The sequence below is a fragment of the Varibaculum cambriense genome (genome assembly GCF_032557235.1).
GTDB lineage: Bacteria > Actinomycetota > Actinomycetes > Actinomycetales > Actinomycetaceae > Varibaculum > Varibaculum cambriense_C.
Genome location: NZ_JAWGMB010000003.1, coordinates 194,804 through 220,069, shown reverse-complemented (window position 1 = coordinate 220,069; position 25,266 = coordinate 194,804). Strand labels below are relative to the sequence as shown.

General features: G+C 53.2%; 19 protein-coding genes and 1 tRNA gene. 14 read left to right on the top strand and 6 right to left on the bottom strand.

Going from position 1 to position 25,266, the window contains the following annotated elements; genetic code table 11:
• Positions 1–72 precede the first annotated feature (72 nt).
• The 3 genes from E6072_RS03955 to E6072_RS03945 all read left to right on the top strand — a co-directional run bounded on the left by E6072_RS03955 (position 73) and on the right by E6072_RS03945 (position 6,115).
• Positions 73–960 (top strand): patatin family protein, encoded by an 888-nt coding sequence (locus tag E6072_RS03955; protein WP_316693893.1) that lies wholly within the window; start codon positions 73–75, stop codon positions 958–960.
• 134 nt (positions 961–1,094) lie between these two features.
• Complete coding sequence (locus E6072_RS03950; RefSeq protein WP_316693892.1) at positions 1,095–3,779, top strand: YhgE/Pip domain-containing protein; 2,685 nt, start codon at positions 1,095–1,097, stop codon at positions 3,777–3,779.
• Positions 3,776–6,115 (top strand): YhgE/Pip domain-containing protein, encoded by a 2,340-nt coding sequence (locus E6072_RS03945; protein WP_316693891.1) that lies wholly within the window; start codon positions 3,776–3,778, stop codon positions 6,113–6,115. The genes E6072_RS03950 and E6072_RS03945 overlap by 4 nt, the downstream gene beginning before the upstream one ends.
• 387 nt (positions 6,116–6,502) lie before the next feature.
• Here the strand turns inward: E6072_RS03945 and E6072_RS03940 are convergent, their stop codons facing one another.
• The 4 genes from E6072_RS03940 to E6072_RS03925 all read right to left on the bottom strand — a co-directional run bounded on the left by E6072_RS03940 (position 6,503) and on the right by E6072_RS03925 (position 11,141).
• On the bottom strand, positions 6,503–8,794 hold the full coding sequence (locus tag E6072_RS03940) for a YhgE/Pip domain-containing protein (protein ID WP_316693889.1): 2,292 nt from the start codon (positions 8,792–8,794) through the stop codon (positions 6,503–6,505).
• Positions 8,795–8,863: 69 nt separating this feature from the next.
• The gene (locus tag E6072_RS03935; protein ID WP_316693887.1) at positions 8,864–9,388 is read right to left on the bottom strand and encodes a dihydrofolate reductase; all 525 of its coding nucleotides are present in this window, start codon (positions 9,386–9,388) and stop codon (positions 8,864–8,866) included.
• A gap of 10 nt (positions 9,389–9,398) precedes the next feature.
• Positions 9,399–10,223, bottom strand: coding sequence for a thymidylate synthase (locus E6072_RS03930; protein WP_316693886.1), 825 nt, complete (start codon positions 10,221–10,223; stop codon positions 9,399–9,401).
• A gap of 87 nt (positions 10,224–10,310) precedes the next feature.
• Positions 10,311–11,141: a hypothetical protein gene (locus E6072_RS03925; RefSeq protein ID WP_316693885.1), complete on the bottom strand. Its 831-nt coding sequence runs from the start codon at positions 11,139–11,141 to the stop codon at positions 10,311–10,313.
• Positions 11,142–11,274: 133 nt separating this feature from the next.
• Here E6072_RS03925 and E6072_RS03920 point away from each other — a divergent pair, with 133 nt between their 5' ends.
• The 6 genes from E6072_RS03920 to E6072_RS03895 all read left to right on the top strand — a co-directional run bounded on the left by E6072_RS03920 (position 11,275) and on the right by E6072_RS03895 (position 19,506).
• Positions 11,275–11,793 carry a DUF2505 domain-containing protein gene (locus E6072_RS03920; RefSeq protein ID WP_316693884.1) on the top strand — a complete coding sequence of 173 codons (519 nt, stop codon included), beginning with the start codon at positions 11,275–11,277 and terminating at the stop codon, positions 11,791–11,793.
• An 87-nt stretch (positions 11,794–11,880) separates the two neighbouring features.
• On the top strand, positions 11,881–13,329 hold the full coding sequence (locus E6072_RS03915) for a histidine kinase N-terminal domain-containing protein (protein WP_316693947.1): 1,449 nt from the start codon (positions 11,881–11,883) through the stop codon (positions 13,327–13,329).
• On the top strand, positions 13,330–14,268 hold the full coding sequence (locus E6072_RS03910) for a TatD family hydrolase (protein ID WP_316693883.1): 939 nt from the start codon (positions 13,330–13,332) through the stop codon (positions 14,266–14,268). It begins immediately after the preceding gene.
• A 172-nt stretch (positions 14,269–14,440) separates the two neighbouring features.
• Entirely contained in the window at positions 14,441–15,526 is a 1,086-nt protein-coding gene (locus E6072_RS03905; RefSeq protein WP_316693882.1) for a ubiquitin-like domain-containing protein, read from the top strand.
• 12 nt (positions 15,527–15,538) lie between these two features.
• Positions 15,539–17,638, top strand: a complete 2,100-nt coding sequence (gene rsmA / locus E6072_RS03900; RefSeq protein WP_316693880.1) for a 16S rRNA (adenine(1518)-N(6)/adenine(1519)-N(6))-dimethyltransferase RsmA — start codon at positions 15,539–15,541, stop codon at positions 17,636–17,638.
• A complete protein-coding gene (locus E6072_RS03895) occupies positions 17,635–19,506 on the top strand; it encodes an ABC-F family ATP-binding cassette domain-containing protein (protein ID WP_316693877.1) in 1,872 nt (623 codons plus the stop codon). The genes rsmA and E6072_RS03895 overlap by 4 nt, the downstream gene beginning before the upstream one ends.
• A 76-nt stretch (positions 19,507–19,582) precedes the next feature.
• Here E6072_RS03895 and E6072_RS03890 read toward each other — a convergent pair whose 3' ends face one another.
• On the bottom strand, positions 19,583–20,119 hold the full coding sequence (locus E6072_RS03890) for a MarR family transcriptional regulator (protein ID WP_316693876.1): 537 nt from the start codon (positions 20,117–20,119) through the stop codon (positions 19,583–19,585).
• A 297-nt stretch (positions 20,120–20,416) separates the two neighbouring features.
• Here E6072_RS03890 and E6072_RS03885 point away from each other — a divergent pair.
• From E6072_RS03885 to pth, 5 genes are all read left to right on the top strand, one after another.
• Positions 20,417–20,488: transfer RNA gene (locus tag E6072_RS03885), tRNA-Gln, on the top strand.
• A 55-nt stretch (positions 20,489–20,543) separates the two neighbouring features.
• Positions 20,544–21,563, top strand: a complete 1,020-nt coding sequence (locus tag E6072_RS03880) for an NTP transferase domain-containing protein (protein ID WP_316693874.1) — start codon at positions 20,544–20,546, stop codon at positions 21,561–21,563.
• A 71-nt stretch (positions 21,564–21,634) separates the two neighbouring features.
• Complete coding sequence (locus E6072_RS03875; RefSeq protein WP_101929165.1) at positions 21,635–22,612, top strand: ribose-phosphate diphosphokinase; 978 nt, start codon at positions 21,635–21,637, stop codon at positions 22,610–22,612.
• A 192-nt stretch (positions 22,613–22,804) separates the two neighbouring features.
• Entirely contained in the window at positions 22,805–23,428 is a 624-nt protein-coding gene (locus E6072_RS03870) for a 50S ribosomal protein L25/general stress protein Ctc (RefSeq protein WP_316693872.1), read from the top strand.
• Between the two features lie 83 nt (positions 23,429–23,511).
• Positions 23,512–24,108 (top strand): aminoacyl-tRNA hydrolase, encoded by a 597-nt coding sequence (gene pth / locus E6072_RS03865; RefSeq protein WP_316693946.1) that lies wholly within the window; start codon positions 23,512–23,514, stop codon positions 24,106–24,108.
• 22 nt (positions 24,109–24,130) lie between these two features.
• On the opposite strand, the gene E6072_RS03860 is transcribed toward pth, so the two are convergent.
• Entirely contained in the window at positions 24,131–25,258 is a 1,128-nt protein-coding gene (locus E6072_RS03860; RefSeq protein ID WP_316693870.1) for a hypothetical protein, read from the bottom strand.
• Positions 25,259–25,266: the final 8 nt, after the last annotated feature.

The window sequence follows — 25,266 nt, the reverse complement described above, 5'->3', positions numbered from 1 at the left end:
GCAAGTTTGGCGCCAAAGTTCCCAGAGTCAGGTAGTATGTCAAGCCGTATGATTTCTTTGGGGTGACACGGTATGGAACAGTTTGAGAACAATATCTTTGATACTGCATTGCTGCTCGAAGGTGGGGGAATGCGGGGCAGTTACACTGCGGGGGCAATAAATATGCTCTTGGAGTCAGGCATTTACTTGAATTATGTCGCCGGAATTTCCGCAGGTGCTACCAACTTGGTGAACTATTTGGCGCGTCTTCCACAGCGTTCTAAACGCTGCTTCGTTGATATTAGCACCGACCCCGATTTTGGCGGATGGAAAACATCAATAAAAGGTAAAGGGATTTTTGACACTCACCACATGTACTACGACCTGACCGAGCCTGGTGAAATGCTCGAGCTGGACTACGGGCGTTTCGCCGCAAATCCAGCCGAATGGCGGGTAGGGGTATATAACGCGCAGCGCGGAGCAGAACTATATTTTTCGCAGAATCAGGTGGATTCGGAGCAAAAGCTGACCCACATATGCAAGGCCTCTGGATCGATGCCTATAGCTACCCCAGTTACTTATATTGCGGGTGAAGCCTGCATGGATGGGGCAATAGGTCCCAGTGGTGGAATTCCCTTGGACGTGGCGCAGGCAGATGGATACGAAAAGTTCCTGGTTCTGCTGACCCGGCCGCGAGAATACGTGAAAGAAAACCGCTTACCTGATTTGGCATATCGCTGTTTGCTGCCTCGTTACCCGAAGGCTGCTCAGGCTCTCATTGAACGCCCTATCAATTACAACCGGACCCGAGCCGAACTAGAGAGGTTGGAATCGGAGGGTAAAGCCTATGTGTTTTATCCGCAGCATATGGGGGTGGCGAATTTTGAAGATAGTCCCGCCAAGCTGGAAGAGAATTTTTCCGCGGGCTACCAGCAGATGCAAAGTGAACTCCCAAAGGTCAAAGAGTTCTTAGGTCTCTAAAATCGGGCAGGCTTTCTGGTTTAAAGCTGGTGGTGAAGGCGCAATACTCCGTGATACCGGGATTCTTCCAGGGTTGATTATTAAGGGGCGCAGCGCGAACTGTCAGGATTTTAATGCGAGGTTATGATTAGACGGTGAGAGATAGTTGGCGGGTGTTCACTCGGGACTTGAAGCGGATTATTGCGGTTCCGCTTTCCCTAATTATCGTATGCGGTATCTTGGTTACCCCAGCCCTATACACCTGGCTGAACATTTTGGCCTTTTGGAACCCCTATGAGGCAACGGGAAATCTGCCCATTGCGGTAGTGAATAACGATGCGGGAGCAGCTTCTGCACTGACCGGTAAGCTCAACGTTGGCGACCTCATAGTCGAACAATTATCAGAGAATGACCAGCTCGGCTGGCAATTTACCGATCAAAACACTGCCGAACACAAAATCAGAACCGGGGAAGTGTATGCCACTTTCGTCATCCCCAAAACCTTTAGCAAAGACTTAGTTGGTATTTTCAGTGGCAAACGTAACCAGCCGACTGTCGAATACCGCGTTAATGAAAAGAAAGGCGCTATTGCTCCCAAAATTACCGACGCCGGAGCAAATCAACTTGATATTCAAATCACCTCAGCTTTCCGGGGAAAAGTCGGTGAGGCCATTGCGCAGGCTTTGCGTGAGGGTGGTTTAGAGATTGACGCGAGTATTCTTGGCGCTGAAGGAAGCGCTCTCGATGCCTTGGGCGGTATCAACCAGGATCTGGATGACGCGCAAGGTGCCTTGGATTCCGCCAGTACCTCTTTGGCAGGTTCCTTGCAGACTATGAAAAGAGTCCGGTCTGCGTTATCTGCCGCTGATCCGGCATTGGCTGATGTTTCGGCAGCTTTAAGGGATGCCCAAGGCATTCTAGGAACGGTGGTATCCGACGCTTCAGAATTTGCTGCTAAGGCGGGACAAGCCAGTATTAACGCTCAAAAGGCACTCAATGAGACCTCGGCGGCGGCGAGTTCGGCGGTCTCGAATGCAACCAGTAAACTCACCGAAATGGATTCGCAGCTGCAATCAGGAATTAAGAGGGCGAATGATTCGATAACGAAAATGCGTGATCAGATTGCGGTTTTGGAAGGATTCCCGCAGACACAAAAGCTCGCTACCAAGCTGAAATCCCAGCTGGACGAGATGGAGAATCTGCTCGCTACGGTTGGGAAAACCGGGTCGGATGCGGCGAAAACCGCCGAGGATTTAAACGCGCTGATGAAATCCTTTGATCAGTCTCTTTCCGATGCGCAACACACAGCTACTGGTCTGCGTGAACAGTCCGCTAAGGCCGCCTCGGCGCTAAATGTCCGGGTGACGCAGCTGTCGCAACAGCTGGGAGCCATTAAATCCGCGGTGAGTACCGCGCGGATTTCTTTTAAAGAGATTTCGGCGCTGACCCGCGGTGTTGATGAGCAGATTGTTAACACGCAAAAGGTGCTTGATCAGGTGCAGGGTAACCTAAACGGACTGTCCACTACGGCTCGCGGAGCGCAAACCGATGTGGCGACTCTGGCCACCGCACTGCGGACAGGCACTTTGAAAACAGTTATTGGCTTGGAACCGACTAATATCGGGCGCTACCTGACCGCACCAGTGAAATTCGACCAAAAGACACTGTTTCCCATCAACTCTTACGGTTCGGGAATGGCAGCTATGTTCATCAATCTCTCTATGTGGATTGGTGCACTTATCCTGGTCATTATTTTCCGAGTAGAAGTCGATAAAGAAGGCTTTGACTGGTTGAGTTTGCGCTCGGCTTATCTGGGACGATTTATGCTCTCCGGTGTGCTGTCTATCGGGCAGGGACTGATTGTCAGCGTGGGCAGTTTACTGTTGGGAGTCAAAGCCGCCAACGCTCCCGCCTTCATTGCTACCTCCATGCTGATCGGGCCGTGCTATTTAGCAATTATCTATGCTTTGGCAGCTGCATTCAGTCACGTGGGGCGAGCCTTGGCGATCTTGCTGGTAGTGTTGCAGATTCCCGGTGCCTCGGGTATTTATCCGATTGAGCTCATGCCCAGATTCTTCCGCCAACTTTCCCCGATGCTCCCATTTTCTTACGGTATCGATGCGATCCGAGAAACTATCGGCGGGTTCTATCAGGGGCATTACTGGCATGTTATGACGGTTCTAGTATTAATGAGTCTCACGATGTTCCTGCTGGGGTTTTGGGGCAGGCGTCGTTTCGGTTACTTCACCCAGCTGTTCTACGATGATTTGGCTCGCACTGAACTGGTAGTGAATGAAGACGTTCAGCTGCAAAGTCGCGGTTACCGTTTGAGTAACATTATTGCGCTGCTAGCAAACCGGAGAGAGTTTTCCACCCGAATTAAGCTTCAGCAAGCAGAGTTCAACGTTCGTTATCCCGCTTTGATTAATGGACTGAGTATCGTGGGGATTTTGGGACTGGCCGTGCTGGGGATGATTTCCTGGCTAACCCCCGCCAGCAAGTCCGTGCTCCTGGGGATACTTGCGATATGGGGAGTGGCCATTATGGGAACGCTAGTTGGTATAGCTGTGCTAAAAAGCTCCATAGAACGAGCCGAGAGGCTGTCACATTTGACACAAGATGAACTGTTCGAGTCCCTGGCTCGCCAGCGGCAAATAAGCGCAAGCAAAACTACGGGTTGGTCAAAAGGTCTTAGCGGCGGGACAAATCGGGGTCGCGGGGAACGTAGCCGCTTAAGAGCGCCGGTGCCGACAGGAGCAGAGGCAGAGGCGGCGGAGCAAAGCGTAGGCAAGTCGGAGAGTGAAACCGATGCCTCGGTAAGTAGCGAGGAGGCACGATGAACGAAATATTTTTTATCATTCGTGATGACTTCCGCCAGATTCGCAGCAGTATCATGGTTCGGATTTCCATAGTGCTATTGATTGCCGTGCCTTTATTCTTCACCTGGTTCAACGTGCTAGCCACCTGGAGTCCCTTCTCAAATTCGGGAAGACTGCAGATTGCCGTGGCCAGTACCGATGAGGGTTACACCAGCAAAATCCTGAACGTGAAAGTCAATGTGGGAGACACCGTACTCAAAGAACTGGCGGTAAATGATCAGTTTGATTGGGTGTTAACCAGCGAAGATAAAGCCTTGGAAGGGGCGCGCTCGGGGGAGTATTACGCGGCAATTGTATTGCCCAAGGATTTTTCCCACTCCATGTTCACGTTCTATGCCGGCGGGGCTGCCCCCGCAAATATCACGCTTTACACCAACGAAAAGAAGAACCCGCTTTCTAGCAATCTCACCAACCAAGGTGCTCAAGGCGTCACCGCGAAAATCAACACGGTTTTTTCGCAAACCTTGGCAGAAGTCACCGTAGGTATTGCTGAGGACGTGTCCGCTTACCTAGACACTGCCGACACGCAAGCAGCTCTGGATCGGTTGAGCAACCGCCTTGAAACTCTGAGCGCACAGCTAAATTCGGGGGCGAACACTTTCAGCTCTTTGTCTATCTTGATAGGTTCGGCAGTGCCGCTAGCTACCGGAGCCAAACATCTGGCTGCGGGGGTGCAAGACTCTTTCGAGGGGGCTATAGGCTCCACCCTTGATTCCAGGGGCAAAAATGCCGCGGGCAGCGCCAATCCCTTCGCGGTCATCTCCTCTGAGTTGGATGATGCGGTAAATCTGGCAGGAAGTAATCTTGCCAACCTGCAAAAACAACTGGACAAATTGCTGGATTCGGCCAATAGCACCACCCAAAGTAGTGCTGCCACCATCGAAGAGTTGCAGACTCTGCTAGATAAACAAATCGCTGGCTTCCAACGTACGCGGGACGCCCTCGAGCAGGCACTGGGGCCAGGAGGAGCGGATTGGCAGGGGAACAAGCCTGCGGTTGACCGGCTGCTGGCAGATATGGACGCGGCAATTGCGCGCCAACAAGTACTTTCGGAACAGTTGGGCGCTATGGCAGATGACCTGCGTCGAGGAGGAACTCGTGATTTAGAGCTGAGGCAGGCCGCTAAACGTTCCATAGCAGAAGCAAAACAGGCTATTGGCACTGCTCAATCCAATTATGAGAAAAACTTGCAGCCAAAGATAAAAAGCCTACGGGAAAACCTAGAATCTGCCGGAACGAATGTGGAGGTTTTCCGTTCGCACCTTAAGGCAGTGCAAGCCGACCTGTCGGAAAGTGCAGGCGGGATGATCGAGACTATGCGCCGCTCCCAAAAAACTCTGGACAATACAGCTAAAAAGATGCGGGACGGTGCCAGTCGCTTGAACCAAGCTCATGAACAGATTACCTCCGCCCAAGCAAAAGGAGGCTTGGACAAAGTCGCCGCCACCTTGGGAGCTGACCCTGAAGGTTTTGCCCGTTTGATTTCTTCCCCCGTAGCGGTACAACGTAATTCGGTGTTCCCAGTCGCCACCTTTGGGGTAGGTATGACTCCACTATTTACCGTGATCGCCCTATGGGTTGGGGCGCTCCTAGCAGGGGTTTTCCTGCGCACTGACGTTTCTGCGAACGTGGGTAAACGCTACCTGGACACTATTGCAGCCCGAAAACCTGCAGATACCTCCGATGAGGTAGATACGGATGAGGGAGAATCGTCTCGCTCAGAAGAGGCAAACCCGAAACCCGAAGAACCAGGACCGACTTCAGATGAGAAATCCGCCCTAAGAAAGCCTCTATTCAGCGGTGCTCAGGAGTACCTGGGACGTTACTTTATGTTCTGGATGATTGGGATGGCTCAATCCACATTGCTGATGCTCGGGCTGATTGTGTTCGTGGAGATTGAACCGGCGCACCCCTTCCTGCTGATTTTGGCGGGGTGGGTGATTTCCACTGTCTTTACCAATATCGTGTATACCCTGGTGGTAGCACTTGCCAATGCCGGAAAAGCCTTAGCAGTCTTACTACTGGTGCTACAGATTTCTGCTGCTGGCGGAGCATATCCGCTGGAACTATTACCGCAATGGTTCCAAAACATCAGTCCCTTACTGCCCGCCACCTATGCGATTAACCTGATGCGTTCGGCTATCGCCGGGATCTATGCTGGGGACTTTGCCTATAATCTGTTGATAATCCTGGTATTCCTGATTCCTAACTTGGTTCTCGGGGTGGTTTCCCGGCATACGATTGCCGGACGGATTCACGACACTGCCCAGAAGATTGAAAAAACAAAAGTCATGTAGCCCGGACGCAGTGAGCAGGCAGGCGAGGTTTTTCCTCCCTACGTTCTGCACGGGAATAAGTTTTTCCTCCTGCCCAAAACCCGAAAAGGCGTTGCCTTTTCGGATTTAACGCCCGCCTAGCCGACTCGGATAAAACTTATTCCCGCGCATAGGGGTGGGGCGGGCAAGTTGTACAGGAACCGATCTTTTGTCCCGCCTAATACCTACGCGCCCAGCGCACTCGGCTAGCTACAGAACCGTGTGAAAGGTATAGCTGAAGCGAGATGATGTGCCAGGTGGGAGCAGGGCGCGCCCGATAAAAGATGCGAGAGGGGCTTGAGTCGAACAAAGTGAGACTCACGGGGTCCCCGGAGCACTTTTATCGAGGCAGCCCCGCGCCACACGCAATCAGCTAGGCAGGTTTTCTTTGGCTTGGCGAGTGCGCTGGTCGTAATCCTCCACGTTGTTGTTGGAGTTTCCCCCCAAAGGGGATGAAACCAAGGGAACCTTCTTGAAAGTCAAGGCAGGATCATAGGGCATGGGGCGCTGGCCTTTGCGGCGCGCGGTGGAAATGATGGTTGCCACCCAGGCAAGTAGCGTCCAGATCGCTAGCACTATTAGTGCTTTGCCAAAAAGTAGTTCTCCGCCGGCAATCGCGGCGCGGATAGTGCGTGCCACATGGGTCATGGGGAGCAGAGGGCTGAGGAACTGGAAGAACTTCGGCGCCGTTTCTACCGGGAAAGTTGCGCCGGTAGAGGTGATTTGCAAGCACAGCAAGATTACCGAAAGGGCGCGTCCTCGGTATCCGAGGGCGGCTACGCAGGCTTGGTTTACCGCCACGAATCCAATAGAGGCTAATACTGCTATTAGCAATAATGCCCCGAAATTTTGAGCATCTAGCTTTAGGAATAGTTGCATACCAGTTACTACCGTAACCGCTTGCAGAGTACCGAAGAGTGCCCCGATGGACATGGAACGGAAACCGCAACTCCAAAAACTCTCTTCGGGGTGGCGCCGCAAATCCAGGGCGGGGAAGATCAAGAAAATGGCGATCCCGCCGATCCACAAACATAGCGCCATGAAGAAGGGGGCGAATCCAGCACCGTTATGGCGTACCGGATTTTGCCGTACCGATTCCACATCGGCAACTCCGCTCGCCGCTTCAGAGACTTTTTTAGCCTGTTCCTGGTCAACGGTGGGCACCTGTTCGGCACCATCACGTAATCCATCTTTTAGGTTAGAAGCACCGGTGGTTAACTGGTCGATTCCGCCAGCTAACTGTTTTCCGCCATTGGAGGCTTTGCCCGCTCCCTGGGACAGAGAGTCAAGACCGCTGCTGAGCGCGTTAGCTCCTGTGCGTAACTGCCCGGAATTCTTCTCTAGGGTAGAGGCTCCGGCAGAAAGCTTCTGTACCCCCTGTTGTGCCTGGTCTAATCCGTTTGCCAGGGAAAAAGTGCCATCTTTTAGAGTCGGTTTTTGTTTTCCGGCTTGGGTAGGCGGGGTGAGGGCGGTTTGCCGGCTAAGTTCCTTTACCCCTTGCTCGGCTGCGTTCAGTTTCGCTTTCATTTGCTGCGGGTCAAGCTGGGATAATTTTCCTACCATTTGTAGCATTCCCTGTGCTTGAGCAATTTTTTCTGATAGTTGTTGCAGGGTTAATCCCTGATCAGAAGCCATTTTGTCCAGAGCTTGGCACTGGGGAAGTGTGGGAAGCGTGGCGGGGGGTACCTGTATGCACTGGTCAACTGCTCCCTTAAACTGGGTTAGGAACTGGGCAATTTTGGCGGTATTGACCCCAGAATTTGCTAGGGGAGCCAGCAAATCAACCAATTGATTCCCATCTTTTGCCAGTTTGCTAACTTCAGGTTGCATAGCCGCTACCTGCTGGTGAATCTGGTCAACGCCGCCATCAACTTGTTTGGCTCCGGCAGCTAGTTTTGGCATATTGCCATTGAGTTGCCCTAGTCCGGAGTTGAGGCGGGAAACCCCGCCGGTATAGGCGGTGATTCCATCTCGTAGTTTCAGGGAACCGTTGCGAATCTTAACGCTGCCAGCAGCTAATTCGCCTAATCCCACCACCAGGGTATCGGCTCCGCCTCCTAACTGGTATCCGCCCTCGGCAAGTTGGCTTGCTCCCGAGGCGGCATCCAGGAACCCTTCTTTGAGCGAGCCGGTAGAAAGCAACAGCTGATCGATATATCCGGCGGCGCCCTCATTAGCTAGAGCTGCTTGGAGAGCTAATGCCGCCGAAGTTGCCATCGTGCCTTGCAGATAGTTCACCGCGTCATCGGTACGTAGTTCTAATTGAGCCTTTTTTGCGGGGACTTTATTTTCTGGGTCTGCAAGTTTTGCATAAGAACTAGAAAGATTATTGGGGATAAGCAGTAGTGCCTTATAGGTGCCATCCTTTAGCCCCGATTTAGCTTGCGGTAGAGAAGCTTTAGTCCAGTAGAAGCCGGGGGCATCATCTTTGTAGAGTTCTTTTTCGAGACTTTCACCCAGTTTCAGAGTTTTTTCCCCATTAGCGCTGATGGCCTCAGCTGGCTGATCCAGGTTTACCACTGCCGCTTTCAGCAGGTTGACCCGCTGCATCGGATCCTCGTATGCCCAGGTAAACAGGCCGGAATACATTAACGGGATCACCAGGATACCGAGAATCACCACTATGTTGGAAAGAGTGTTCCAACGGTATTTTTTCCCCATTGTGCCTCCGATTTTTCTGGACTCCCTTATTATCTGCACCCTTGCAATACGCTAATGGATTTTATGGCGTTAACTACCGGTATTCCCTGCTTTCTGGTAGTAAACAACCTTCCAGCGACAGTCCCCGGAAATAGGACGAAACTGACTATCGGAACGATCCGGATCTGCCACCCATAGCTGCGGAGCAATAGGGGGCGCATGGGCATAACTGGGGTCATCTCCTACATCTAAATCCAGGTAGGTAACGACTAACTCGTCAGCTATCTCCATTCCTTCCTCATAGAGGCGAGCGCCACCGGTGATCCAACATTTTTGCGCGCCCGTTGCCTGAGCTAGGGCTAGTGCTTGCGGAATAGAGGTCGCAATTTTTGCTCCGCTGGCCTGGTAATCTTCTCGGCTAGTTAGCACAATGCTTAACCGCCCCGGCAGGGGTCGTTTTCCTAGAGCCTCAAAGGAGCGGCGCCCCATAATAATCGGGCTTCCGATAGTGGTGGCTTTGAAATGTTTGAAGTCAGCTGGAACGTGCCAGAGCATTCCCTGACCATTGCCGATTACGCGGTGCGCGGCCTGCGCCCAGATCATGCCAATCTTCATAAATTGCCTCCTAAACCGCTATCGGAGCCTTAATGGTCGGGTGGTGACGGTAGTTCTCAATCTCGATATCTTCCCACTTATAGGCATAAAGATTATCGGCCGGACGCAAATGCAAAGTGGGGAAGGGATAAGGGTCGCGGGAAAGCTGCTCGCGCACCTGCTCTACATGATTGTTGTAAATATGGCAATCCCCGCCCGTCCAAATTAGGTCCCCGACTTCCAGACCGCTTTGTTGAGCCAGCATATGGGTGAGTAAAGAATAGGAAGCGATATTAAAGGGAACGCCCAGGAACATATCGCAAGAACGCTGATAAACCTGTAAAGACAGGCGTCCGTCGGCTACGTAGGCTTGGAACAGCAGGTGACAGGGAGCTAATGCCATTTTGTCCAGCTCAGAAACATTCCAAGCAGATACCAGCATCCGGCGCGAGGACGGGTCATTCTTAATGGTAGAAAGCAGGTTTTCGATCTGGTCGATATTGCCCCTAGGGCTGGGCCAAGAACGCCACTGCACTCCGTAAACTGGCCCTAGCTCGCCCTCGGCATCCGCCCAATCATCCCAAATATGAACGTTTTTGTCCTGTAGGGGATGCACATTAGAGTTTCCGGATAAGAACCAGAACAGTTCCTCGGCGACTCCCCGCATAAACACTCGCTTAGTGGTAATCAAGGGGAAAGAATCTGCCAAGTTATAGCGCAGATGAGCCCCGAACAATGAGCGAGTGCCGGTTCCGGTGCGATCTGCTTTCTCGCTGCCAGTTTCTAAGATTTTGGCCAGTAAAGCCTCGTATTGTCTATCTGCCACGCCCTTACCTTTCGCTAGTTGTTTGTCCATATTCTAGCCGGTTACTAGCGAATCTCGCGCTAGGGTTATTTGCGGGTGGCAAGGTGGCGAACCGGAAATCCCTAAGACGATACCGTTTTAATCAGCGAAGAAATCTGTTTTTTCACTGGAGGAATCATTAGGCTCTTGCGTTAGATCGATCACCGGTGCCAGCTCTACCCTTAGATCCTGGGCAGATAAATCGCGTACCGGCCCCAAGGCAGCTTTCACGCCCTCGGCAGTGCGCCGCGCTACCGCTTTACCGGATAGGTAACCTACCCCGGCGCCAATCCCGAAAGGAATTAAGCGTCCAGCTATCCGGCCGGCAGTACGCCGGTATAGTTTCTTGGAAGCGTATTTCATCAGCGCTTTGTTAACTTGCCCCAAGGTGGGGGAGGACAGATTTTTTAGTGAGCTGCGTGCCCAAGCTAGGGTACTCAGTCCCAACTGGTCAGAAACAATCGCTGCGCCCTCTTCTCCGAGCAGACTAGATAGCACTAAGGCGCGGCGTTGTTCCCGATCAGTAGGACGCACTCCGTGCAGGCGGGAAACCCCCAAAATATAGATGGTGGTCTGCACGGCGTAGGCAGCTAGTTCCCCGGCGGTTAGCCCCAGCGCCACCCCGGTGCCGCCTCCGGGCAGAGCAGCTCCTGCCCCCACTGCGGAGGAGGCGTAGGCGGTGCGTTTAATGTATTGCTTCGTTAATATCTTTTCCAGATCACCGGCATCTGCTTGCGGATTAGCCTGGGCTAGTTGTAGCAATTTGTGGTCAATATGTTCACCAGGAATGTCGAGGACGGCATCTACTACTTCCCCGAAACTGGAGGCATGACGAACTTTGGTTGCCGACTCGCGTAGCGCCGCCGCCAGCTGTTTTTGGGAGGCGCGATTTTCGGAGCGCAAAAACTGGGGAGTTTTAAAATCAAACATCTAGGGATTCTCCTGGCTGACTTAGTAGTTGAAGCGGATACGATTGAAATAGCTTATGGTTATTTAGGGTAGTCGCCTGAGCGGATCTCGGCGAGCCTGAATGTATAATAGAGGCCGTAGAAAGGAAGAAAGCTTGCGGGATTTCGAGCTAGAAGTTGAGTATCCGGCCTCGCCAGCACGGGTTTGTAAAATGCTCACCGATCCGCAGTTCTTGGAGTTTCGCTGGAGGCAAATCTCGCAGGTTAAATGTGAAGTTCAGGTGGAACAGGCCGGTAGTGAAACTTTTGTGTCGCGAGCAAAAGTTGACCTGGCAGAGCTAAAAACTCCATCTTCATACGCGCGACTACTTCCCGATCAGTTAGAGATCGAAGTGGTGGAGAACTGGCTTAGCAGTCCCTGTCCCGACCGGATTGCTCACGGCGACTTCGAAGTCCGTTTTGGTAAGGTTCCGGTGCAGGTAAGAGCCAAGAGCCTACTGGAGGATTCCCCGCAGGGGGCGGAGAAAACCTTGCGAAAGATTTCCGGAACACTCCAGGTAAATATGCCGCTTATCGGAGGGAAAATCGAACGGGAACTTCTGTCGCATCTGCAGATTTTTTCTGGGGGAGAAGAGGCAGCGGCGCGACTTTGGCTGGCTAATAACGCTGTTTAAAAGCCTCTCGGTCAGCTAACCGGCTTAGCGAATAGCTCACGGACTCCGCAAGCTGACACCTAGCATAGACTGGTAGTCGTGAGTGGGATGCGAGAATTGATCCGCCAGTACGGTAAGGATCTATCAGAAAGCGATATCGACCATCTACATATGTTGGTTGGGGACTGGCAGGTGCTCTCTGACATTGGCAGTGCCGACCTGATTTTATGGATACCTGATGACCACGGGCGTTTTGTAGCGATTGCGCATGCCCGACCCGGTTCGGGGTTTACTATCCACCTTGATGATGTGGTGGGGCTATCAGCTTCTCCGAAACGTTCAGCGATGCTAGCTGCGGCTTTTGCCCCTAACTCCGAGCCAACAGTGCCCGAGGTTAGGTGGGCGGGATCCTATTCGGTGATTGCCAGCGCCCTTCCAGTAAGGCATAACGGGCGAGTGGTGGCGGCACTTACGCAAGAGGTAAACATTCAATCTTTGCGGGTTTTTGAACAGCAAGAACAGTGGTTTCACCGAACCGCGAATCTGCTGTGTGAAATGATTTCAGGTGGGGTTTTCCCTAACACTGCGATTCCTCCGGCTACGACTCATGGGATGCCGCGCTTAATCGATGGTGCCATTAATTTGGATGCTGAAGGGCGGGTGCTGGATCTTACCCCGAATGCCCGATCCTGTCTGCGCCGCCTGGGGGTACGCGAAGAGGTTAATGGGGCGGTTCTGGCGGAACTAATCACCGAAGTGATTCAAGAGCAAACTGAAGTTGATGAGGCTCTGCCCGTGGTGGTTATGGGGAAAGCCTCTTGGGTATCAGAAGTAGAATCTGTTTCCGGGATTATTTCTTTTCGAGCGTTGCCGCTAGAACAGGATGGCAAACGGATCGGCGCGCTATTGCTGTGTCGGGACGTGACCGAGATGCGCCGGCGCGAACGCGAATTAATGACTAAAGATGCCACCATTCGCGAGATTCATCATCGCGTCAAGAATAATCTCCAAACGGTTTCTGCGCTTTTGCGTATGCAGATTAGACGTTCGGATTCCTTAGAGGTTCAAGCTGCTCTGGGGGAGGCTGAACGGCGGGTGGCCGTGATCGCACGTGTACATGAAGAACTATCGCAAACCGTGGATGAAACCGTGGAGTTTGACAATATGATCTCTCGGCTGTTGCGGATGGCAGCCGCCATGGCCGCTACCGACCAAGTAGTTAAAACTGCTTTTACCGGCAGTTTTGGGATGGTGGATGCCGATGCTGCCTCGGCGTTAGCAGTGGTGATTTCCGAGCTGGTGGCTAACGCGGTAGAACACGGTTTGGGTGAGCGCGGTGGCAAAGTAACCCTGGAGGCCAAGCGAGATGGAAACCAACTAGATGTGTGGGTGCGCGATGATGGGTGCGGACTGGGGGATAAGCCGCTAAACGGCCTCGGGACTTCGATTGTGCGCACTTTAGTGCGCGGTAATTTGAAAGGCACTATTGACTGGAGTTGTCCCGAGCAGGGTACCCAGGTTCATATCCACGCCCTAGTTCAGGAGGCAGTTAGCTAGATGGGGAAATCACGTAAACGACGAGGCTGGCCGCAGCTACCTGCGCCTTTGGCGGGCAAGGTCATAGATAATCACACCCATTTACCCCTGTGGGAAGAACAGATTCCTCTGGTAGAGGGGGTGCGCCTCAGCCTGGACGAACAATTGGAGCGCGCGCAAAAAGTGGGAGTCAGCGCCCTGATTACCTCGGGTTGTCAGGTAGATGAGTTAGCTCCTACCGTTCGGGTAAGTGAGAATCATCCCCAGGTGTTTTGCGCCTTGGCAATTCACCCTAATGAGGCGGCTTTACATGCGAAGGTGGTAGCAACCGCCCCCGATGGGCAAACTTATCAGCTGCAGCCTTGGCACGAACAGTATTCCTTAGAGGAAGCGGTAGGGCAGGTGTATGAGGCCGTAAAATCTTCAGCGAAAACGGTAGCTATTGGGGAGAGTGGGCTGGACTATTTCCGTACCTCTCCGCAGGGCAGGCAGGCGCAGCAACAGGGTTTTCGAATGCATATTTCTTTAGCGAAGGAACTGGGGTTGCCTTTGCAGATTCATGACCGCGAAGCTCATGCGGATACTATTCGGATTTTGCTGGAGGAAGGTGCCCCGGAACGGACTGTTTTCCACTGTTTTAGCGGCGATAGTGAGATTGCGCAGGTGTTATCGGACAATGGTTGGTATGCCTCGATTGCCGGACCGGTTACCTATAACGCCAATGAGTGGCTGCGCGAGGCGGCGCGGGTGATGCCGCCTTCGCTTTTGCTGGTAGAAACCGATGCCCCCTATTTAACGCCCCATCCGCATCGGGGGCAGCCGAATGCCTCTTATATGACGGTGTGGACAGTGCGTAAACTGGCAGAAATCACTGGTTTTACGGAAATTGATATGACGCGGCAGCTGCTAAATAATACTCGCGAAGTGTATGGCGAGGCAGTCGCGGCTTTCGCTGATTAACTGATGGTTAAAGCATCTTCACAAATCTGGGTGGAGATACTAAAATAACCGGTAGCGCGCCACTAGCTGTAGGTCACAAAAAGGTAGTCATTTTATAACGATCAGGTTACAGTTAGGGAGAAGCGAAAATAGTTACCGGTTTACGGGTAATAGAGACGCAGTGAGGAACCAGTTGAGCAGGAAACATCGACGCACCAGCGCGAAAATGACGGCGATATTTGCCGGCATTGCCACCGCCATTGTCTTAGGTGGGGGATTCGCCGTCGCCAGTGAATACAAGACGGTCACGGTTACTGTTGACGGAGCTAGCCGCCAAGTAAAAACCATGAATCGTACCGTGGAGCAGGTGGTTTCGGATATGGGAATCAAAGTTGGTCAATACGACCAGGTGGTTCCCGCCCTCGATACCCAGATGGCTCGTAATCAAAAGATAAAAATTGTGCATGCGCGCCCAGTGGTTTTACAAGGAACTAAAGACGCGAAAATCGATTGGGGAGTAGATAACCACGACTCTCCTAAGCTAAAAGCAACATTTAGGGTTGACGGCAAGGAAGTGGGCGGTGTCTACCAAGAGGGCGCAGATCCGCGGGTAGCGGCGCAGGCCGCCGGGATTGAATTAGCAGCGCTGGATCGGGTAGTTGTGGAAGAAACCAGTTCTAGCGCAGCAACTATCAAGGTTTCTCGCGTGGAGCGCGGGATCACTAAGCAAGAACAGGTTTCAGCCCCTCCCGTTAAAGAAGTAGCAGACCAAACCTTAGCGCCCGGAACCAAAGTTGTAGAGGATGAAGGCAAAGAAGAAGTCACCGCGAAAAGTACTTTCGTAGAAAAAGTCGATGGAGCCGTGGCCTTCCAATCGCCAGAGCAAGTAACTACCCTGGTTAAAGCCGAGCCGAAGATCGTGCGGGTCGGGCCAGCAGAAACCTCAGAACCGCAAGAGTATGGTGCGGTAGTACCTGCAGGTCAGGCGCAAGAGATCGCCCATGAAAAAGTGATTGCTCGCGGATGGTCTGAAGGGCAGTTCACCTGCCTAGTTAAACTATGGAACCGGGAATCGGGATGGAATGCGGCCGCACGAAATCCCAGTTCCGGTGCTTACGGGATTCCCCAGGCGCTACCAGGAGGCAAAATGGCTTCTGCCGGTGCCGATTGGCGTACGAACGCCGCCACCCAGATCGAGTGGGGACTAGGTTATATTGCGGGACGTTACGGTGACCCCTGCGGTGCCTGGCAGCATTCCGAACGGGTCAACTGGTACTAGTAAGCTAGAGGGGTGGAAAAAAACCTCCCAGTTAACTTGCTGACCGCCAGCGTGATCCATCAGCTGTGCCGCAAGCTTAATATCCGTCCAACCAAACAGCTGGGACAAAACTTTGTTACTGAGCCTAGCGCTATCCGCAAGATCGTACGGGAAGCCGGCATACAACCTGGTGACCAAGTACTGGAAGTTGGCCCGGGATTAGGATCGTTAACTTTAGGTCTGCTAGAAGCCCAAGCCCAGGTAGTGGCTTGCGAGATCGATTCGCGGCTCGCCAGTTTTTTACCGGCAACCATATGTGCTCATGCCCCGGGCGCTGCAAATAACCTGTACTTGATTCAAAAAGATGCGTTAAAACTAGTACCGGCAGATTTAGCGGGATTAGCTAGTATTTCCGAGGGCGCACAGGACGTTGGGAATGAGCGCGGGGGCAGTATTTCGGTTGCGTCCTCCACCTCGAGTAGAGATTTTTCTCCCACGGTTTTGGTATCTAATTTGCCCTATAACGTTGCAGTGCCCGTATTGCTGCATTTATTTGCGACTTTCCCCAGCATTGAACGCGCCTTTGTGATGGTGCAAAAGGAAGTAGCCCAGCGTCTTTGTGCCCAGCCCGGCACAAAGATCTACGGGGTGCCGAGCGTGAAAATCGCCTGGTACGGTCAGGCGCGGATGGGATCCGATATTTCGCGGCGGGTTTTTTATCCGCAACCGAACGTGGATTCGGCGCTGGTAGAAATTACTCGAAAAACCCAACCCTACTTCCCCTCCCAAGAAGAGAAAAAGACCGCGAACAGTTCGCGTGAGGCACCATTAGGGAAACAGGCGGGGTTAATAGCGCCACCAGCAGCTGAACGGGAAGCAGTTTTCAATCTGATCGACCAGGCGTTTGCTTCCCGGCGCAAGATGCTGCGGGCAGGCCTCAAAACTTGGGCTCAGCCCTTAGCAGCGGTTCCCCTGCTAAAAGCCGGCGGAATCGATCCTACCCAGCGCGCGGAAAACCTGGAGATCAAAGATTTTGTGGCACTCACCCGGCTGCGGAAGGCGCTGCTTGCAGGTTTTGAAAATATGGCGGAGAGCGTGACAACTCCCGGGCAGCAAATCCCTACAGAAGCATTAACCGCGGTGGGCTACGCGCCTGGTTGTGACGGTAACGCCACAGAGAAAACCGCTACTGCCAGCGCTAACGGTAAAATAAACCTCTTTTTGGCCTGCGGAGAATCAGTAGCGGGGTATCACCGGCTCTCTACGCTATTTCAAGCTGTCAGTCTAAAAGAAACCGTGGAAATAACTCTGCAGCCTACCGGTATTGATCTGGAAGTTTCCTTTAGCGCTCCGCCAGGCGCTGTGGGATACCATCCCGGACGTGACCAAGAGGCACTTGCTGACCTAGATCCGCTTAACAACCTCGCGACCCGAGCATTTATGCTGGTAGCTACCCGTTGTGGTTACCAAGGGGGAGCTCGAATCAAGGTGACAAAACAGGTGCCGGTAGCGGCCGGTATGGCGGGAGGATCCGCGGATTGTGCGGCAGCATTGCTCGCCGCTAACCAGGTGCTGCAAGCCGGGCTCAGCCGGGAGGAGTTAGCCGAACTGGGTGCCGGCCTGGGTGCAGACGTACCTTTTGGGCTCTATGGAGGAACATGTTTCGCGGATCGGCGCGGTGATCGGATTACCCCCCTGCCGCCAGCAAAACTTTTACCCCTGGTGGTGGCGGTTTCCCCGCAAACTCTGCCTACCCCGCAAGTATTTAAGCAATTTGACCAGGCGGGCGCCGCGCAGACACTAATGCCGACGCTACCGGAAATAACCACCCTGCTAGAGGCACTGTATACCGCCGACTTCGACGCCCTCCCACAACTAATCTGTAACGATTTACAAGCCCCAGCGATAACGCTAATTCCGCAGCTAGAGGCAACTATAGCGGCGGCAGAAAAACAGGGGGCGATTCCATTTATATCTGGATCTGGCCCCAGCGTTATCTGCCTGGTGGAAAACCCAGAGCAGGCAGAAAAGCTGGCCGCGGAGCTTGCCCAGCTAGAGCAGGTTGCCTATGCCTTGCCACTGACTTTTAGCGCCGGTGACCCCCATATATGTGGAAAGCAGTGGTTAGCGTGAGCGTTTTTCTAGCCGGAACCCATGAAGCCGGTGCCCTCGCCGGACCGCGTCGTCTACTGGAGGGAATAACTGTCAGCTTGTCTCCTGGGGATCGCATCGGGATTCTAGGTCCTAATGGAGCGGGAAAATCGACGCTATTGCGTCTGCTTAGCGGAACTCAAGAACCCGATAGGGGCAGTGTTACCTATGCGCCCGAGGTAAGTTTTGCGAGCCTTTCACAACAAGGGAGACTCGATCCCGAGCTTACAGTGAAACAGGCAGTTCACGGCAATATACCCGACTATCAATGGGCATCCCAGTCGCAATTGCGGCAAATCGATGAGGGAATCCTGCCGGATATAGATTTGGCCACCAAATGTGGGGAATTGTCTGGGGGACAGGAACGGCGGGTAGCCTTGGCGCGTACCCTGGGAAAAGATGCCCCCATTTTGGCTTTAGATGAACCCACCAACCATTTAGATGTGGAAGGGGTAGCTTGGCTGGCTCACTACCTCAATAACCGTGTCGGATCCGCAAACGGAGCGCTAGTGGTGGTTACCCACGACCGTTGGTTCTTGGATGCAGTTTGTAACCGGATTTGGGAGGTGGTTCCCGGAGTTGATCCCGGATATGGCCGGGAACAGATTCCCGGACACGTGGAGGAATATGAAGGCTCCTATGCTGCCTATGTGCTTGCCCGCATGGAGCGAGCCAGACAAGCCCAAGTGGCGGAAGAAAAACGCAAAAACCAGTTGCGCAAAGAGTTAGCCTGGCTGCGTCGGGGAGCCCCGGCGCGTACCTCCAAACCGAAGTTTCGGATCGAGGCTGCCGAAGCCTTGATTAGTGATGTTCCCCCCTTGCGCGACAACGTAGAGTTAGTGCGCCTAGCATCAGCGCGCTTGGGAAAACGAGTGATCGAACTAGAGGACGTATCTTTCTCCTATCCCGGATCAAAGCGAAAAATTTTGAATCAGGTTACTTGGCGTCTAAATCCTGGTCAACGCGTAGGCGTCATCGGTGTTAACGGCGCGGGTAAATCCACTTTGCTGGGGATAATGAGCGGAGAACTCATCCCTACCGCCGGCAAGGTTAAACGCGGAAAAACCGTACAGCTGGCCACCTTGGAGCAGATTCCCCAAATCCGCGGTATGAATCCCGATCTAAGAGTCGTGGAGGCAATTTCCCAGATTAAGGAGCGAATCCAGTGGGGGGAACAAGAAATAACTGCCGCCAAACTGGTAGAAAAGCTGGGGTTTAGTAAAGAGCGTGCCTGGACGCGGGTAAGTGATCTCTCCGGGGGAGAAATGCGGCGGTTGCAGATCGCCTCCCAGCTGCTGGCAGAACCTAATGTGCTAATCCTGGATGAGCCCACTAACGACCTGGATACCGACACTTTGGCGCAGTTAGAGGATCTGCTCGATTCTTTCCCGGGCACGCTGGTGGTGGTCAGTCACGACCGCTACCTGCTGCAAAGGGTGACCGATTCCCAAGTGGCGCTGCTGGCAGACGGTACTTTAGCGGCGCTACCTGGGGGAGTGGAAGAGTATTTGCAGCTGCGAGCCTCTGCCCAGAAATCCGCAGGCGCCGGTAAGGGGACTAGCACAAATAAAACTAGCGTTGCCGATAACGTGACAACTAACAAACCGCCGCAAAAAAGCGGGGCTGAGATTTATCGGGCACGTAAAGAGCTTTCGGCGACGGAAAAGAAACTGGATAAGCTGCAACAACAGCTCAAAGAATTAGATCATGAGTTAACCGAAGGGGCATCCGATACTTCCCCGGGGGGATTAGAGCACCTGCAAAAACTTAATCAGCGCCGCGGCCAATTGGTCAGCGAAGCCGAAGCACTTGAAGAGGCCTGGTTACTCCTGTCAGAAAGCTTGGAATAAACCGGGTTGTCCATGGCAGTCCCCAGTTGGTAGCTAGAAACTGTCTGTAGGGGAGCGGTAGTTAAGCGCCGGCGGCTTAGCGCAGAGGGCGCACCGGGGTACCCTCGAAAGGTAGCAGTAACCGCCGTAACAGGACAGATAATTCTTTTCTTTCGTCCTCGTCCAAGGGAGCTACTAACTCTGACTCGCGTTGCAGCAGTTCCTTGAGAGCCGAATCCACCCTCGTAACTCCTTCATCGGTGAGAGTTACCAGCACCGCCCGGCGATCATGCGGGGAAGGGGTGCGTTTGACTAACCCCTTTTTTTCTAGGCGATCAATCCGGTTAGTCATCGTGCCGGAAGAAACCAAGAGTTCTTGTAACAAGGTGCCCGGGGTTAAAGAATAGGGGGCGGCGGCGCGACGCAGCACCGACAACACGTCGAACTCCCACGGTTCCATACCTTGAGTGTTGAAGGCTTCTTTGCGCGCCAAATCCAAGTGGCGAGCCAAGCGCGCAACTCGCGAATAAACCTCCATAGGAGATACATCCAGATCGGGACGCTCAATCTGCCAAGCAAGGACGATACGGTCGACTTCGTCAGTGGCATCGGAGGAATTATTTTGTGAAATCACAAGCTAAGTTTACTTGAAGTCGAGACAATGGTCTATGTTTGATTGTCATGAATATGGTCACGAAGTTAGGTTTACCTAAAATATGGATCTGGCCACAGAAATTGGGTGCCTATGTCGCGTTTTTTATTTTCGCTCCCGGGGTTTTTAACGCCGGTTAGCGTTCGCTTTTACCGCTGGCGTGGAGTTACTTCCCAGAGCTGATGGGGCAGAAAAATCTGCAAAATAATTCGGAACGACCATTGGGGAAGTGGCGCGGTTTTAGGAAACTTTTTTGAATGTGTAAGATAGAGGAAGTATTCCGCCCTGGTGTATAGGTAACACGCGGGCTTTTGGTGCCTTGAGAGCCGGGTTCGAATCCTGGGGGCGGAACTGGCATTTCGGGTGCCTACTATTTCCAATCCGGCTACCTGTAAGGGGTCAAATCGTGGAAACTACGCCGTCTGCAGCGATTGTTTTAGCAGCTGGTAAAGGTACTCGGATGAAATCTTCTCGTCCTAAAGTTTTGCACCCGCTGGCGGGCAAAGCGCTATTGGGGCATGCTCTAGATGCGGTTGCTGCCTTGGATCCCACCTCGTTATGTGTAGTAATCCGCCATGAACGTCAGGTGGTTGCCCAGTATGTTAACCAGAATTATCCACAGGCAGTTTTAGCTGATCAAGATGAAATTCCGGGAACCGGGCGGGCGGTGCAATGCGCTCTCGATAAACTGGCGCAGCAAGGTGAACTGGCCGGTACCGTGGTTATCACTTCGGGTGATGTGCCCCTGCTAGAAAGTTCAACCCTGGAAAAATTGCTGGAAAGCCACCAGCTGTCCGGCAATCAAGTGACGGTACTAACCACCCAGGTGCCAGACCCCAGCGGATACGGGCGGGTAATCCGTTCCGATTCGGACGCAGTCACCGCTATTGTCGAAGATCGGGACTGCACAGAAGACCAACGGGGTATCCGAGAAATTAATGCCGGGATCTATGCCTTCGACGCCCAGTTCTTAAACCATGCGCTTTCTGGTCTAGGTACCGATAATGATCAGGGTGAGGTGTACCTGACTGACACCATCGCTCTGGCGGCAAGTAATGGGCGGGCGGGAGCCTATCTGATCACTGATTATATGCAGGCCGAGGGTTGTAATGACCGGGCTCAGCTAGCAGGATTACACCGCGAATATAACCGGCGGATCCTCGATCAGCTGATGAAAGAGGGGGTGAGCATCGTTGACCCCGAAACCACTTGGATTGAAAAGAGCGTCAAAATTGCTGCTGATGCTGTGGTTTTGCCCGGATGCGATTTGCATGGAAACACGGTTATTGCTGCCGGAGCGGAGATCGGACCGTTTACTTCCCTCACCGATGTAAAAGTTGGGGAGGGCGCGCGGGTGCGTCGTTGCGATTTACGGGCAGTTAATCTTGCCAGCGGTTCCAACCACAGTTGCGAAACCAATCTCTAAGACTCATGAGGACTTGTACAATCAAAATAACGGTATGGCGAATTCTCGCCGAAAATGAAAGGTAATACGCAATGACGGGGATTAAATCTGCAGGTCAAAAACACCTTCTGATTGTACCGGGACGGGCATACCCCGAACTTGCCCAAGGAATCGCCGAAGAGCTCCATACCGAAGTGCTACCGACCGTTGCCTACGACTTTGCCAATGGCGAGATTTACGTACGCTTCTCAGAGTCAGTCCGGGGGGCGGACTGCTACGTGGTGCAATCCCATACCGCACCTTTGAACAAGTGGGTAATGGAACAGATGATTATGGTGGATGCTCTCAAACGGGCATCGGCAGCGCGTATCACCGTAGTAGCGCCCTTCTTCCCCTACGCGCGGCAAGATAAGAAGCACCAAGGCCGCGAACCGATCTCTGCTCGCCTAATTGCAGACCTATTTAAGACTGCTGGCGCTGACCGGTTGATGAGTGTCGACTTGCACGCCGCCCAGGAGCAGGGATTCTTTGATGGTCCGTGGGATCACCTTTATGCGCAGCCGGTGCTGATTGATTATGTTAAACGGCGGGTAGACCAAACTAATCTGACGATTGTTTCTCCTGATGCCGGGCGTATTCGGGTGGCAGAAAAATGGGCTAATAAGCTGGGGGGCTGCGAACTAGCTTTCGTGCATAAGACCCGGGATACCACCCGTCCCAATGTGGCGGTAGCTCACCGGGTAGTAGGTACGGTTGAGGGACGCACCTGCGTTCTGGTTGACGACCTGATTGATACTGGTGGCACTATCGCGGAAGCGGTGAAAGTGCTACTACATTCGGGAGCGAAAGATGTGATTGTGGCAGCGACGCACGGGGTGCTATCTCCGCCTGCCGCCGAGAGGCTTTCTACCTGCGGGGCTCGCGAAATCATTGTTACCGATACCCTGCCGATTTCGGCAGATAAGCGTTTCCCGCAGCTAACGATCCTGCCAATCGCGCCCCTACTAGCTAGCGCGATTCGGACTGTGTTCGATGACGGATCCGTGACCGCCCTCTTCGATCAGGAATAGTATTCCTCTGGCAATAAATGTGAGTTGCCAAACCTTTAGAGCTTCCGAGTTTACCTGACCGGATGGGGACTATATCCTAAAGTTAGGTTGCCTCGGCGAGGGCGCATCTGCGCCGTTATCGACGTGGCCGTGGGAAAACCCACGTCCTCCGGGGTTCCGTAAATATCTGTAATCCTAAGGAGGAACGTAAATATGGCTTCAGAGCTATCTGCACAAGTACGTAATGAAACCGGTAAAGGCGCAGCCCGTCGCGCTCGTCGCGCCGGCCTGATTCCGGCGGTACTCTATGGGCACACCGTAGAAGAAAACCTGCATCTCAGCCTGCCGGGACACGAGACTTTCCTGATCGTAAAAGATAACCCGAACGCGATTATTAACCTAGAGGTTGACGGGGAAAAGCACCTGGTACTGCTAAAGGAAATCCAGCGTCATCCGGTACGCCGCGACATTCTCCACATTGACCTGCAAGCGGTAAGCCGCGACGAAAAAGTGGAAGTGGAAGTTCCGGTTACGGTTACGGGCGAGCCTGCTCCCGGTACCGTGGTCAACCTGGAAATCTTCGACCTGCCGGTACAGGTATCTCCCCTGGAGATCCCCGAAGAAATCGTTATCAACGTGGAAGGCTGGGAAGAAGGCCACGTACTGCGTGCTGGCGAGCTAGAGTTGCCTGCAGACGTAGTCACCACTTTGGACGACGATCACGATGTACTCTCGATTACTCTGCCCGAAGAAATGCCGGAAGAGCCGGCTGCTGAAGAGGCAGCAGAAGACGAAGAGGCTGCTGAAGAAGAAGCTCAGGAAGAATCCGAAGAGTAACCACTGCTTTTATGGTTCGGGGAGGGCGGACGCCCTCCCCGAAACCAATTTTAGTGGGGGAGGACGTTATTTTGGGGGCTGAAATGGAACAGTCTTGGCTGGTGATTGGCTTGGGCAATCCAGGAGAAAAATACGCGGGGACCCGTCATAATGCCGGTCACTTGGCGATTGACCACTTGGCGCAAGCCCAAGGAGAACAGTTACGACGCCACAAAACTGGCTGCCAGGTAGCAACTTTACACCTGGGCATACCGGGTACTCCGGGACCGGCGGTGCATCTGGCGAAGCTGGATTCCTATATGAATACTTCAGGAATTCCCACCGCTAAACTGGTGAAGTTTTTCGGGATTGACCCCGCCCAAAACCTACTGATAGTCCACGATGAACTGGATTTAGCTGCCTACGACTTACGGCTTAAACGCGGAGGCGGCGAAGGCGGTCACAACGGGTTGCGCTCCATCAGTGCGAACCTGGGAACTAAAGACTATGCACGCCTGCGGATCGGGATCGGTCGTCCTCATCCCCGGCAAGATCCCGCGGACTATGTGCTTTCCCGGTTTCCCCGCGGGGAACAAGGAGCCCTTAAAGACGCTTTAGAGCGCGCCGGACAAGCGATAACCGAAGTGGTGACCCAGGGGTTTGTACGGGCGCAACAGCGCCTGAACTCTCAGGCTATTTAGTGCCGTTAAATAGTTAGCTACCCTAGTTACCGGCTGAGGCAGGGCTGATTTTTACTTTCGCGTCCTTCGCGGTCAAGCCGGGGAGCGGTCCCGCATCGCGCCCTAATTGGGCTTGCAAATCCACCAAACTGGCCAGGGTGGGAGATAGTAGCGCCTGTTGTACATCCGGAACCAGGGGAAGTAAATCCATCTGCACCTGGCAGGCAAGCCCTAACCCTTTCGCAATTGCGGGCTTATCGGCACCGCTAAAACCGGAGTAGGGCTGATAGGTCGCTTCGCGCGGATCAGACTCTAACTGCGTAACTAGCTGTTGTATCTGGCGCAGCAGCAGGGGAGTGACCACGTTAGAAACCAGGTTTTTTAACTGTATATCCTGGCTTTGCGCGACATTTTTCTCGATATTAAAGCGCAGGGAATCCAGTTGTTTAATACTGCGGGAAATCTTGTTTTTTTGCTGCTGACTTAAGGGTTTTTTAGCCTGATTCTGCTGGGTTTTGACGGCTGGGATGGTGGGGTGCCACTTACCTTCTCGGTAGCTTTGCGCCGCCAGCGGGGTGGTTTTGGCAGGCGGTAGCGTTAAGGAAGAAGCAGCCGCGATTTGCTTGTTTTCCCGCTCCATAGCCACCCCAGTAGCGAATAGCACTTTTGCTAAGTCCTCGGTTTGCTTAGCGCGCGCGGTATCCTCTTCATCTCCCTCACTTAAGGCTAGTTGCTGGCGCGACAGTAAAGTAAGTGCCCCCGCGTCATTTAAGATGTTAGCCTGGCAATCTGCCAGTTTATGGACTAAGGCTTGCCCATTTCCGGGGACGCGATAGTCGGCAGGCTCTGGCAGGTTCTCGGGTTTTTCTTTGCCTGAAAGTTTTACTTCCTGGGCAGGCCAGCGTTGCCCCAGGACTTTACTGCGGGCTGTGAAGTGATTTTTGAATGCCGCTAACTTCGGGTCAGAGCCAAAAACAGTTTCGATGCCGCTGGCGATAGCTTCTTGACAGGAACTGGCGCGGTAGCGTGCCATCTGGGTAATGCTTGCGGTGACTGCGTCGCCGGAACCATCATCAATCCGCACTCCGCAGCCAGAAAGACTCAACGAAGCAACTAACAGCCCAGTAAGGGGAACAATCCAGGTTTTTTTCATCAAAGTTAAGTTTGCCACGGGTAACA

Bases quoted from the DNA above. Each gene is read 5' to 3' on its own strand.
- E6072_RS03935 (WP_316693887.1), bottom strand. From the start codon at position 9,388: ATGAAGATTGGCATGATCTGGGCGCAGGCCGCGCACCGCGTAATCGGC.
- E6072_RS03940 (WP_316693889.1), bottom strand. From the start codon at position 8,794: ATGGGGAAAAAATACCGTTGGAACACTCTTTCCAACATAGTGGTGATT.
- E6072_RS03915 (WP_316693947.1), top strand. From the start codon at position 11,881: ATGCGAGAATTGATCCGCCAGTACGGTAAGGATCTATCAGAAAGCGAT.
- E6072_RS03870 (WP_316693872.1), top strand. From the start codon at position 22,805: ATGGCTTCAGAGCTATCTGCACAAGTACGTAATGAAACCGGTAAAGGC.
- E6072_RS03930 (WP_316693886.1), bottom strand. From the start codon at position 10,223: ATGGACAAACAACTAGCGAAAGGTAAGGGCGTGGCAGATAGACAATAC.
- E6072_RS03875 (WP_101929165.1), top strand. From the start codon at position 21,635: ATGACGGGGATTAAATCTGCAGGTCAAAAACACCTTCTGATTGTACCG.
- pth (WP_316693946.1), top strand. From the start codon at position 23,512: ATGGAACAGTCTTGGCTGGTGATTGGCTTGGGCAATCCAGGAGAAAAA.
- E6072_RS03925 (WP_316693885.1), bottom strand. From the start codon at position 11,141: ATGTTTGATTTTAAAACTCCCCAGTTTTTGCGCTCCGAAAATCGCGCC.
- E6072_RS03945 (WP_316693891.1), top strand. From the start codon at position 3,776: ATGAACGAAATATTTTTTATCATTCGTGATGACTTCCGCCAGATTCGC.
- E6072_RS03910 (WP_316693883.1), top strand. From the start codon at position 13,330: ATGGGGAAATCACGTAAACGACGAGGCTGGCCGCAGCTACCTGCGCCT.
- E6072_RS03955 (WP_316693893.1), top strand. From the start codon at position 73: ATGGAACAGTTTGAGAACAATATCTTTGATACTGCATTGCTGCTCGAA.